Source organism: Thioclava sp. ES.031 (assembly GCF_002563775.1).
Classification (GTDB): Bacteria; Pseudomonadota; Alphaproteobacteria; order Rhodobacterales; family Rhodobacteraceae; genus Thioclava.
The window spans coordinates 2,252,929-2,264,589 of the sequence record NZ_PDJO01000001.1; the positions used below are offsets into that span (position 1 = coordinate 2,252,929).

The following is an 11,661-nucleotide window of genomic DNA, read 5'->3' on the forward strand; positions in this document are numbered from 1 at the left end:
CTAATCCTTTCGCGGCGGTCTTTGCGGCGTCTGCCCTGCGCCTGTCGCGGGGCTTCTTGGCCGCTGATGATGAGGTGGGTTCATCGTGCTGAGCGCGGAAATCGAATTCGCGAACTTTTCACGTTTTCTCATCCGGGCCCCGATCGGTGTCGTCGAACCGGGCGCGCGACAAGCGGCGGCGAAGCGCATTCAGTGGCAATGACAGCGATCTGCGCGCTTGTGCGAGACGATGCCTGGCTTTGCCGGGCAGCGTTTTCGCGATCTCGCGAAGCGCTGCGTCCGCCGCCTCGATCTGCGTGAACTCATCAGTGAGCTCCGCGCGCGCTTCTTTGCGTGCCTGTTGGCGGAGAACTTCCAAAGCGCGTCCGAAAAGCGCCCGCACCGGCGATGGCGTATCGGCGTGAGCGACCTGTGACACCGTCTCGTTCAAATCGGACACGATATCCACGCGACCCTCGGCCACCGCAGCCGCGACATCGAGCACAGACTGTGCGTCTTGTTGCTGCTGCGTGACCGTCTGCTTTTGGTCTGCGAGCATCGATTTTTCGGCAGTAAGGGTTTTCTCGGACTGCTTCACCGCCTTGTCTCGACTGGCCAGTTCAATCTCCTGGCTCTCGCGCCATTTCCGTGGGCTGACGTGTTCGCGATGTTCTGGCAGCGCGATCTCGGATCCAGGATCGGCCACCCCATTCTCTCGCGCTTCGCGGACTTTCCTGTTGTGTTTAAGGGCCTCCCGCAGGGCTTGCTTGCGACGCTCGCCGCGCCGGAGCCCAATCTCCGCGAACCATTCGCCGACGCTATCTTGCGCCTTCTCGTAACTGCGGATGAGCGGGTGGACCGCCGGCTGCAGCATACGCCGACCATCCGCTGTCACTGCGCGGGGAATGATCACAGCGTGGATATGATATGCTGTTTCGTCGAGATCTGCGCGTGCATGAACGCAGTCGTCGCCGAAGTTGGTCAAGAGCCACTCCGTGGCCCGAGTCTCGAATTGCATTTCTCGCGTCGGTCCGCTCTCCCCGAAAAACTCGGTGAGGTCTTTGTCGAACCATTCTTTATTTACCGTCAGAATGATTTCGCGCAGCGGACCGTGCCGGGTTGCGCGCCAAGGGTCGCGCGGCCCCCGAAAAAGCGCGTTCTTAAGCTCCGTTTTCCGGCGTCGACGGCGCAGTTGCTCCAATTCGAGGAGATGGTTTGCATGGCGCATGTCCTGAATCTCGTCCCAAGCATCTTGTGCCCAGGTTTTCGAGCCGATGAGGCGCCGGTTGTGTGCCATGAGGCTGGCGTCGCAATGGCCGTGATCGCCCCCACTGCGCATTCGGTGCTTCTCGTAACCGGCAAGATTGCGGGGGTGCATGCCTTGCATGCGCATGACGATGGGATAGGTTTTAGGTGCTGATGACATAGTCGATCTCCGTGTTTGTGGGATCGAGATGGGTTCATGTCATTTGGCGCAAAAATCGCTGTGAATTTCCCCCGGTATCTACTTAGAGGGTGCCTGCGAGACGGGGCTCGGGGATAGCTACGTGACCAAGGGCGGCTGATTCACGAAGGGAGAGCCTACTTTCGCTGCGCCAAGCAGGAACGGCGACAAAGCGCAGTAAGCAGATGATCGACGGCATCAGTTGGTGAGGGCGGAATGGGGCAACGAGCGGAAGCCAGCGTCATCGTGCATGCGTTTTCACATAACTGATCTCCCCGGCCTTAGGGTCAGGATGCATTGGTTTCCGCTGCGCTGCTTGTTTCACGGCTCGCAAGACTGAGCAGTGACATGTCTGATATCTTCTGGTTGCGCGGCACCCAGATGGCAGGTCTTGAGCCTTTCTCTCCGAAGCTGAACGGAAAGCCACCGGTCGATGCCAGGCGGGTGTTGAGCGGGATTCTCGTCTTCAATCGCATTGTTTGCGTCGGCGTGATGCTCCTGACGCCTCTGGTCCTCACAAGACGCTCTATAGCAGGTGGAAGCGGTGGAGCGACAACGGGATCTTCGGCGCACATGATGGAGGGGTTGGCGGCAGAACACGGCAAAGAGAAGACCGTGCTGATCGACGCGACGTATCTCAAGGCCCATCGAACGGCGACCAGCATGGTCGCCAATAAGGGGCACGCGGTCGCCTGATCGGTCGAACCAAAGGTCGCATGGACACGAAGCTGCATGCCATCTGTGACAGTCAGGGGCGACCGATTGACCTTTTCGCCACCGCCGAACAGGTCAGCAGATTATATCTGCGCACGGGCGCTGCTCATTAGTTCGCCAAAGGTCGACTGGCTGCTCGGGGATTGCGGCTATGACGCTGACTGGGTCAGAGAAGCTCTGAGAGAGAATTCGATACGCGCCTGTATCCCAAGCCGAAAGCAACGCAAGACGCCGGTCAAATATGACAACCGCCGTTACACGCGCCGTAACCGGATCGAGATCATGTCCGGCAGGCTCAAAGACTGGAGGCGCGTCGCGACCCGCTAAGACCGATGCCCTAAGATGCTCCTCTCAGCTATCGCCTTCACAACTCTCGTCATCTGTGGTTATGAACCCTGACCCTAGGGCGTACGGTATGAGGTTGTTTTAGCCCACACCCTGCGTTGAAGAGGGAGGCCACTATGAACTGTGACTGGCATCCGCTGCGTTTTGAAAGGACAGCCGGTATCAGTTTAACGCTGCGATTTTCAGGAATAGAAATTCCGTAACGAAATCAAGGAAAATCTAATAAAAAAGTGGGCTCGTTGCCTATCGTTTTCTCTGGGCGGATCATCTTGCATGCATATGCAGGGCGCACTGTTAAATGATAGGGATATTTACGGCGAGTTTGATAAAATGTCAAATAGAACATTCACTGCTTCGTCATTTCGCAGATGATTGTCGCAACATTGTAGCCATTGTCCTCTCTTTTGTAATTGGACGAGTTGCATTCTTTATAACCGTCAAGTGTCATTCTGACAGATTTCAGCTTCGAACGTGCAATGCCAAATCGTTTTTCCGTTTTTCCTTTGAATGATGAGCCAAACCACAGAGAAGCTGCGGAGGGTTCTGATCGGAAAGTGATTTCCTGCAGGGGGTCGCCATTTAATCCCGCAGAGGCATTGATTGCAGCCAGGAACATTTGGTTTCTCAGTGTGGGCGACAGTTCGTTAGATACAGGCCCCACCACTCTAGGTTCGGTTCCCTGAGCGGCCGGGTTGTAACTAATCAAAGGCACCGATTCAGCCTTCGCTACCAAAGCGATATTATCTGGCGCACCGAACAGGATATCTACACTATCCGCCGGTGTCGCAACTTCTTCTCCCGTATTCGCTTCGGAAATTATCCAATAAAGATCCGATCGGACGCCCAGCTCTTCAAAAACTAGCGGGTCAGCCAGTAGTCCTTTAACTTCACCGAGATTTACTCCTTTTTCAGAGTAGAAGTTAACCTTATTGGATAGATCGACTTCACAACCTAAATAATTTGAAATCACTGACTGTATCGGCTTGTTCCCCAATGGTATCGGTTCTTGATATTCGAACTGACTATAGTCTTCAACTGTGCACACTTCCGCAGCAGATGGCAAAGCCGTAATCAAAAGTATGCTCGCCAATGCAAAAGCGTACCTTATGGACTCAAAAAGAAAGATGTTTGTCGGGCTCCTTTTCTCAAATGATCGAAGTTCTTTCGAGTCAATATTTGGGTGCAAGGCAGGGGGGCGCGTAATTGATCCCGCACCCTCAATTAAAATAATTTTTTTTCTATTTTTTTTAAACATCGCCCCTCTCGTGTTCTGCATTTTCCGGCCTATCTAGCCCAGTTCCACCTTCTGACACGGACGTAAATCTAGCGGGTTTCCGGTCAGATTGTTGCAGCGGAGCTTCGTCCGAGTCGGAATGAGTGCTTGCGGTTTGACTGGAAAATAGTAAGCGGGCGGCAATGAAAAAAGCTGGGATCGCTGAAATACCGACCCAAAAAGCCAGCTTCGCGTGAATTTCATTGAACCACGCCACTGTTTTTCTCAAGCCGTCTACGGGGTAGTGATGTTGGATTGCAGCGTACTGACCGTACTTAAGCTGAAAGGTCAAATAGAAGCAGATGAATGTGCAGCCGACAAATGCGCATCCAGCAAAGGTGTCGGCAAATGATAAAGTATTAAATTCGCGCATTCGCCGAGACAGCGCATATCCGACAATTACAAATAAGCCAAATGATATTGAGACAAAAAGCTGAGAAATTTGCGAGCTGATCTTTAACGTTTCTTCTATTGGCACATATACCAAATCCGAGTCCTTTTCCGGAAATTCTAGCGGCTCGGGTGCGCCCACAAAGCTTGGACCAAATACATATGCCCAAAATAGCATTGCTGCAACGACTGCGGCAAATACGAGAGGAACCTTCATTTCTCTAAATTTATCCAATGTGGCATCCCTCGCGCAGCAGCCATAGCAGAGAATGCTATATCGAATCGTTCATCAAGGCAACATTTCGAGGCTGACTGCCCCCTGATAAGAATTCTATACCTAGGATTCGAAAAATTCCGACAGAGAAACAATGATTTGGGACAGTCCGATTTCGCTCCACCGTGACTGCCGCCGGGCAGGAGCCAGTTTACCAAGGCGCCGTTCCCGATTCGACTTGGCAGTGGCGTCTCAATTGGTGCTCTTGTCGATTTGCCGGCTTCGCTATGATCGGCATGAATGACCGGCCCGTCGGAGCTGCGACGCAGCCTCAAGCAGCACAGGCAAACTCAATTCGAGGCGTTTAGTGGCTGCTCGTATCCGAAAACTGGAGAAGTCTACTGCGGGTGACGTTCCCAGCCGGTTCCTCCTTAATACGATAGTGGCTCTCGCCTCTCTCCGAAGTAAACTCCCCCGAAATTACCTGCGTCCAGTCGTTCTCGTAGAGCCTGGTGCGCAGGGTCTTTTACTCACTTGACGGGCCGCGCAATCGTCCTTCGGCCGATAGCGCGTCCCGTGCGTTCGCTGGGGCGCAGCCCCAGACCCGGCGCCGCTGCGCGCCGCATGGGGGAAGCTCCACATCCCCCAAACCCCCAGGGCAGGGATCGTTCGCCACTTTCCCTGCACCCTAAGGCGCCCATCCGGCGGACCGGGGGAGACTTTCGCCAATCTCCCCGGACCCTCTCGGCGTCCTTCCGACGGATCGAAGAGGCGCTCGCCACCCTCTCCGAACTCTCCCGGCGCCTCCTGCGGGTCGAGAGGGATGTCACCCCTCTCGACGCTCTCCCCAGCACCCGCGCGATCTGCCCGCAGGCGAGCGATCGATTGCACATAGGAGGGAAGCGGCCTCGGCGCATGTCTTGCTTGCGTGCAGCGTCTTTGACGCACGCAATCAAGCCAAGCCCCGAGGCCGCGTATCGGGGTTTGTTGGTGAGGTTCAGCGCGTCGTTTTCCTTTTCAACGACACGAGGCACTCATGCTCCACGACCGATACCTTCGACTGCTCCCGGGGGGGCAGCTCAAACCCGGCGATATCTTCCTCATGCGCTTCCCTTATGCATCCGACCGCAGGCGCGACGGCGAGTTCGATATCCCGCCTGGCACGCGTCCTTGCTTGCTCCTCTCGCGCGGGCTGATCGGCGATACACCGATGAACATCGTCGCGCCCGGTGTCAGCCCGGAAGGCCGGCTGCTGCGGGAAGATGACATCGTCATTGCAGATGACGAGCAAGCGGCCGCCTGCGGTCTTTATCGTCCAACGATGTTCCGCGCATCTCATCGGCTCTTCATCGCGACCGGGTCTGACCTGTTCGAGCGCAATGCTCGTATCGGGCGCCTCGGCCCGGCGCAGCGCGAACAATTCAAAGCGGTTGAGAAGCTGCTCGCAACTGCACGGCGCGAGGTTCGATCACGGCTTAGGCCGCGTGTCGCAATCTACCGCCCGAAACCTCTCATCCAACCGTAAACCGCGCCGCCGATCGGGGCTGCAGCGTCCGTCCGCCTTCTGACCGAGGCGGACGGATCTTGCAGCCCTGCTTCGTCTCCTGACCCCCAAATTTTCGAAAGATCACATATGACCCACGATAAACATCCCTCCGAACTCACCGCCGAAGAACTCCGCAAAGAGCGCAGCGTGCTCGCAAACGTCGTCCATGGAGCGACTGCGAAGCCGTCCCCGAAAGACCTCGAAAACGCACCGCTTCTCGAAGACTGGATGCTTTTCACTGGCTTCGAAGACATCTCGCTCTTTGGCCGCCTGACGGAAGCCAACGGCCGCACCCGAACGCTGATCACCCGGGCTCTCATCGCGCTCGATGACACTCTCGAATGGGCCTACCTCGAAGACGGCTACATGCGCCTCGGACCGCGTTTCTCCGTCGAAGAGGCCCCGCCGCATCTCGCGATGCGAGCCGTCGCGACTGATCTGAGAGGGATCCGCACGCAGCTCGAGGGGCAAGCATATTGGGCGCAGAAGGCGCTCGATGCGCTCGGCGAGATGCGCTGCGATGCGTGATCGCGAATTTGCGAGAAATGATCCTGATTGGATCGGTTGAACCGCCACCGCTGCGGCCCCTCGACGAGGGCCGCAGCGCCCGCAATTCAGCTTTGAAAGGATGTCCGATGTTTCAGCAACCGAGCCGGATCGACACTGTGAACACCATGACAAGCGCGGCAATCGACGCTCTCGATGCGCTGCCGGCTGACGCTCTCCGGGGCGCAGAGTTTGATCGCGATTTCTGCGAACGACTTGTGATCAAGGGCGACGTCTTTGGCGAGGACTTCCGCGAGGTGGGCGCGGAGATCCTGCGCCACCTCGCCAGGATCGAACCGGATGAGACGATTGCGCGTGAGTTCGACAGTGCCATGCGTCGGCTTCGGTGCGCAATCAACGCGTCGTACCGCCTCGCTGTGGATCTCGGCGTCGAGCAGAGGACCGCGATCCGTCGAGCCGCATGAGTGAAATACGACGCCGAACTGCGTCGAAGAGATGGCGGTGGTAATGAGCTACTCCCCGTCTCTTGGACAGGATCTGGCGTAATTTAAGCTACTCTTTGCACCTGCTGATCGGGTTGGTTGATATCATGTCTCTGCCAATAGACCAGCGCCGGTGGCTTGCCGCCGAGGGCTGAGTGAGGGCGCTGGTGGTTGTAGAAGGTCATCCATTTCCGGATCGCCGCCTTTGTCTCCGATCCTGTCTCCCAGGCATGCAGGTAGACGCATTCGTATTTCAGGGTTCGCCACAGCCGCTCGATGAAGATGTTGTCGAGGAATCGGCCTTTCCCATCCATCGAGATGCGCACGCCCGACCGGCGGAGCCGATCCGTCCAAGCGAAGGACGTGAACTGAGAACCCTGATCCGTATTCATTATCTCGGGCGGGCCGAACTTGTGGATGGCTTCGTTCAGCGCCTCGACACAGAAGTCGGCCTCCAGGGTGTTCGAGATCCGCCAAGACAGAACCTTGCGGGTGTGCCAGTCCATGATCGCCACGAGGTAGAGGAACCCGCGCCGCATGGGCAGGTAGGTGATATCCGAGCACCAGACCTGGTTCGGGCGATCCACCCGCAGACCTCGCAGCAGGTAGGGATAGGTCTTGTGCCCCTTCGCCGGCCTGCTTGTGTTGGGTTTCTGGTAAATCGGCATGAGCCCCATCAGGCGCATCAGTCGCCGTATCCGCTTCTCGTTCACCAGGTGGCCGTCGTTACGCAGGTGCCAGGTCATCTGGCGGACACCGAAGAACGGGGTCTCCAGGAACTGCTCGTCGATCTGCCGCATCAGGCCGAGGTTCTGTTCGGTTTCGCCCTTCGGCTCGTAGTAATAGGATGAGCGTGCGATCGACAGCAGCTTGCACTGCTGCCCAATCGACAGATCCGAATGGTTCGGCTCGATCATGCCACGCCTCACTTCCCGCCCCAAGGCTTCAGCTTTCGTTCCAAAAAAGAGTTGGCCACCGCCAGCTCCCCGATCTTGGCGTGGAGCTCCTTCACCTGCTCCTCGTCGATCTCGGGCTTCCTTCGGCCCCCGCGCTCGAACACGCCCGACGCGCCTTCGAGCAAGGCCCGCTTCCATTGATGGATCATCGTTGGATGCACCCCGAACCGGCTCGCCAGCTCGGCCGCTGTCTCTTCACCCTTCAGGGCTTCCAGCGCGACCTTTGCCTTGAACTCGGGCGCGTGCTGCTTGCGTTTCGACATCTCTGATCTCCTTCTCGTCGAAGATCAGCAGACTGCAAATCGTAGCTTATGTCAGTGTCCGAATTTCAGGGGGTAGCTCAGTGTGAGTCTCGGAACGCAGTGTGCTGGCGGTTTGCATTCTTCGTTTGGGCTCTGCAAAGACCTCCTTGGGAATCTTGATGATCTCGGCCTTGCCATCGGGCTGGAGCTTGGTCCCACGCCGATTTCCAGGATTGGTATTCGGGGTGAGCGGTCGGTGCGGGTTGCATCAAGCGTAGCGACTACGGTTTCCGAGAAGATGCAGCGCGAATGCAAGGACGAGGGACTGAAGTTGGGGCCTGATGCCCTGAAGGTTGCACCGACTGCGCTGTTCGATCTGATTGATGATAATGGGTATGCCCGCGAACTCGACTACGGTGAAATCGCGGTTTGCCTTTCGGCCGTGCCAGCGACCGTCGCGAGCCCGACCTATGCGCGGGCGCATGTTGCCGAACCTCAAGCAGCGCCGCGAGCGCATTTCAAGTCGGAATGAATTCGCTGAGGCTCCTCTTGGAGAACCGCCCAATATGGGTTGAGATACGGGGAAAGAGTAGGAACCGGGCAACGATAGTTGTCGCGCCCCCGCTTGCTGGCAGTGTCGATCCGATTCACTACCACCTCGACCTCGCGCTTACAGATAGGGGCGGGGTCTCCGTCAGAGAACAGTCCGAACATCGCCGATTTCCTGAATTCTGTATGGAGCGTCACATCAATCCAGGGGGCACCTTCTGCCTCGAATACGGGTCGGAAGACAGGCTTGGCGACGTCGATGCCGTCAATCGATGGTGGTCGAGCTTAGAGACCTTTCTTCATAATCAGGAGTACGCTGCAAAACGCAGGGAATGGCCTCTAGCTGCAGGGTTGAGCCATGGCGAAGCTGCGCTTGAACAGCTCTCCATGGAAGAGCTCGCCGGGCCGTTAGGATGGACCGACGAACTCCTTAGAGGGATGTTTCGCGGTCGAGGGTGGCTTGCTGAAAAACTTCCACGTGCGACGAAGAATCTAGATCGCGTCGTGAATGCAAGGACACCTTGTCCTCGTGGTTGTACTTGGAAACATAGGTCCCTGAGAAAAAACTCATGCGAACTGGATAGCTGTGAAACCGGTTGTCGAAAACAGCACAAGCCGATCCTTCGCGCAGATTGCCCAAATCGGCGGGTCGTTGAAGAAATCGTGCTGCGAGAGCATCGAAGGCGGGCGATTGAGGCAGCGATAGTTGCTGTCCTGAAAAAGGAGAAGACCCAATGCTGTGGGGCCATGAAGAACTGCCCTCTCCGATAGGATACGATGGTCTGAAATCGTGCTGGAATAGCGATTGTGACGTGCATCTCCTTTTGGTGCAGTAGATGTACGGCCGCACATGTGCGGCAAACTTCCGCTTCCCTGACAACTGTCTCGAAACAGGGCTGCACCGAGTTCGTGGTTTTGAAGGTCCGCTATAACGTTTCCCGCAAATCCCTGCTGCGCGACGGCTAAGATCCGCTTCCCGCCCATTTCGAATGTGAGGCCACCCCTTAGACGAACACGAGGGCGGGCTCGTCCGCAATGAACTGGAGCTTCATGCCGACCTTTTCGCATCGCAAATTTCAGTTTCTTCATGATCGCGTTTCCGCGCTCTGACCGATGAACCCAGCTTCCTTAGTAGGACCATGCTACTAAGGAGCTTTTCATGCCATCCGCCCCCATCACTGCTGCGAACGATACGCTCGATGAAGCGACGACAGTACTGCCAGCCTGCAACGCGATCGCCCGGTTGCTGGCGCGTGCTGTTGTCCGGGATCTCGCGAATGCGATCCCCGCCAACAGCCCCGCCGCGCCTCAGAAGGAGACAGCACAATGACGAAACGCGTCGCGATCTACGCCCGCTACAGCTCAGGTCTACAGAAGCAGACTTCGATCGACGATCAGGTCGCGATGGCGGAGCGTTTCGCGGCCGAGCGCGGATGGGTGGTGACACATCGTTTCACGGATTACGAGAAATCGGGCCGCAACACCCGCCGCGAGGGACTTCAGGCGCTGTGCGTTGCGGTCAACGCGCGGCAGGTTGACGCGATCGTCATCGAAGCCGTGGATCGTCTCACCCGCAAGATTGCGGACGCGCTCAATCACTACGAGCTGTTCCAGTTTCAGCAAGCTGAGCTCTATTCGGTTGCCGAGGGTCAACAGGACTTCTTCAAAGTTCTGATCAACGCGCTCGGCGCGCAGTTCTACTCGCAAATGATCGGAGAACACACGCGCCGCGGAATGGTGCAGGGGCTCACCCGGAAACGGCTTCACACGAGCGCATACGGCTACCGCAAGCGTGAAGGCGACGAAGGGCTCAACCGCGAGATCGACCCCGAGGAGGCAGAAGTTGTGCGCCGCATTTTTCGCGAGTTCGCTGACGGGCACTCGACCCAGGCGATCGTCAAGCGGTTGAACAAAGACGGTATTCCGGCCCCGCGCGGTGGCACCTGGGATATCAGTACCATCCGAGGCAACCCGGCGCGGTTCGAAGGCATGCTGCGCAATCGTCTCTACATTGGTATCGCGAGCGTCGCGAAGACGTCACGCCGCTACCATCCGGAAACCGGCAGCAAGGAGGTCTACGAAACCCCGAGCGCGGCTACGGAGATCGAGGTCCCGGCGCTCCGGATCATCGATCAAGACCTCTGGGAGCGAGTGGAGGGGCAGCTTGCGATCCAAGCCTCGAAGACCCGAAGCAAAGGCAACCCCGTCGGGGCCCGGCGCAGCAAGCATCTTCTGAGCGGTCTGCTGGTCTGCGGCAGCTGCGGCGCGACTTACATAAAAGTTGGTCGAACGCATTTCGGATGCCGCGAAGCCCGCAAAGGCGCGTGCAACAACAAAACGACCATTCACCGTGATCGGATCGAGGCTCGTATCTTCGCGAAGCTTCGGGGCACCTTTCTGACGCCGGAATTGGCCGCGAGCTTCGATGTCGCGCTCAAGGCGGAGTACAAGGCGCTGGCGAGCGCCCAGGGCGCAGATGCCGCATCGCGGCTCGAGCGTCGTCTTAAGAAAGCGCGCATGAGCCGCCAGCGGATATTCGATGCGATCGAGCAAGGCGCACCCTACAGTGCCTATAAGGCGCGCGCGGAAGACCTCGAACGCGAGATCGCCGATCTTGAAACTGAGCTGTCTGAGCATCAAGAGACCTGCTCGGTGCTGCCGCAGCTTCCGACCGACAGTGCTGCGCTCTTTGCGCGCGCTGTGCAGGAACTCGAAACACTGCTCGCCAACCCTGAGCTCGTTCACCAGGCCAACGAGCACCTCCGAGAACTCATAAGGCGGGTCGAGTTGAAGCCTGATCCAGACGCCGCAGATGGCCTTCACGCCGAGATCTTAACTGATCTCGGCGCTTTGCTTTCCGCGGGTGGGGTTGCGCCGAAAATCGTCGATATTTTCAGTTCTACCAAGCAACTATCGATTAGGCAGGGGGCGCTGCCCCCGCTTCGCTGACGCGAAGCCCCCCGGGATATTTGAGCCAAGCCGAAAGAGGTAGCCTGCGCAAGAGAAAGGGGGCCGAAGCC

General features: G+C 57.5%; 11 protein-coding genes and 2 pseudogenes. 8 read left to right on the forward strand and 5 right to left on the reverse strand.

Going from position 1 to position 11,661, the window contains the following annotated elements:
• Nucleotides 1-118: 118 nt before the first annotated feature.
• Entirely contained in the window at nt 119-1,405 is a 1,287-nt protein-coding gene (locus AXZ77_RS10780) for a plasmid recombination protein (protein ID WP_141536254.1), read from the reverse strand.
• A gap of 366 nt (nt 1,406-1,771) precedes the next feature.
• Between AXZ77_RS10780 and AXZ77_RS10785 the strand changes: the two are divergent.
• Nucleotides 1,772-2,461: pseudogene (locus AXZ77_RS10785) on the forward strand (IS5 family transposase); the annotation flags it as partial.
• 367 nt (nt 2,462-2,828) lie between these two features.
• Here AXZ77_RS10785 and AXZ77_RS19350 read toward each other — a convergent pair.
• Together AXZ77_RS19350 and AXZ77_RS19355 are read right to left on the reverse strand one after the other, a co-directional pair.
• A complete protein-coding gene (locus AXZ77_RS19350; RefSeq protein WP_141536255.1) occupies nt 2,829-3,737 on the reverse strand; it encodes a hypothetical protein in 909 nt (302 codons plus the stop codon).
• Entirely contained in the window at nt 3,730-4,380 is a 651-nt protein-coding gene (locus tag AXZ77_RS19355) for a hypothetical protein (RefSeq protein WP_141536256.1), read from the reverse strand. The genes AXZ77_RS19350 and AXZ77_RS19355 overlap by 8 nt, the downstream gene beginning before the upstream one ends.
• A 1,015-nt stretch (nt 4,381-5,395) precedes the next feature.
• Here AXZ77_RS19355 and AXZ77_RS10790 point away from each other — a divergent pair.
• The 3 genes from AXZ77_RS10790 to AXZ77_RS10800 all read left to right on the forward strand — a co-directional run bounded on the left by AXZ77_RS10790 (nt 5,396) and on the right by AXZ77_RS10800 (nt 6,876).
• Entirely contained in the window at nt 5,396-5,884 is a 489-nt protein-coding gene (locus tag AXZ77_RS10790; RefSeq protein ID WP_098411156.1) for a hypothetical protein, read from the forward strand.
• Between the two features lie 108 nt (nt 5,885-5,992).
• Nucleotides 5,993-6,433, forward strand: coding sequence for a hypothetical protein (locus tag AXZ77_RS10795; RefSeq protein ID WP_098411157.1), 441 nt, complete (start codon nt 5,993-5,995; stop codon nt 6,431-6,433).
• Between the two features lie 107 nt (nt 6,434-6,540).
• Nucleotides 6,541-6,876 carry a hypothetical protein gene (locus tag AXZ77_RS10800; protein WP_098411158.1) on the forward strand — a complete coding sequence of 112 codons (336 nt, stop codon included), beginning with the start codon at nt 6,541-6,543 and terminating at the stop codon, nt 6,874-6,876.
• Nucleotides 6,877-6,959: 83 nt separating this feature from the next.
• Here the strand turns inward: AXZ77_RS10800 and AXZ77_RS10805 are convergent.
• A protein-coding gene (locus AXZ77_RS10805; protein WP_255266452.1) for an IS3 family transposase occupies nt 6,960-8,113 on the reverse strand; the annotation gives its coding sequence in 2 pieces (ribosomal slippage) (nt 6,960-7,861 and nt 7,861-8,113; 1,155 coding nt in all).
• Nucleotides 8,114-8,195: 82 nt separating this feature from the next.
• Here AXZ77_RS10805 and AXZ77_RS10810 point away from each other — a divergent pair.
• Together AXZ77_RS10810 and AXZ77_RS19840 are read left to right on the forward strand one after the other, a co-directional pair.
• Nucleotides 8,196-8,624, forward strand: coding sequence for a hypothetical protein (locus tag AXZ77_RS10810; RefSeq protein ID WP_176536017.1), 429 nt, complete (start codon nt 8,196-8,198; stop codon nt 8,622-8,624).
• Nucleotides 8,621-8,968 (forward strand): annotated as a pseudogene (locus AXZ77_RS19840) (E2 domain-containing protein); the annotation flags it as partial. The gene AXZ77_RS10810 and the pseudogene AXZ77_RS19840, both read left to right, overlap by 4 nt.
• A 240-nt stretch (nt 8,969-9,208) precedes the next feature.
• Here AXZ77_RS19840 and AXZ77_RS19360 read toward each other — a convergent pair.
• Nucleotides 9,209-9,730 carry a hypothetical protein gene (locus AXZ77_RS19360; protein WP_141536257.1) on the reverse strand — a complete coding sequence of 174 codons (522 nt, stop codon included), beginning with the start codon at nt 9,728-9,730 and terminating at the stop codon, nt 9,209-9,211.
• A 70-nt stretch (nt 9,731-9,800) separates the two neighbouring features.
• Between AXZ77_RS19360 and AXZ77_RS19585 the strand changes: the two genes are divergently transcribed.
• Together AXZ77_RS19585 and AXZ77_RS10815 are read left to right on the forward strand one after the other, a co-directional pair.
• Nucleotides 9,801-9,971 carry a hypothetical protein gene (locus AXZ77_RS19585; RefSeq protein ID WP_176536018.1) on the forward strand — a complete coding sequence of 57 codons (171 nt, stop codon included), beginning with the start codon at nt 9,801-9,803 and terminating at the stop codon, nt 9,969-9,971.
• Entirely contained in the window at nt 9,968-11,590 is a 1,623-nt protein-coding gene (locus AXZ77_RS10815) for a recombinase family protein (RefSeq protein WP_098411159.1), read from the forward strand. Before AXZ77_RS19585 ends, AXZ77_RS10815 begins: the two co-directional genes overlap by 4 nt.
• Nucleotides 11,591-11,661: the final 71 nt, after the last annotated feature.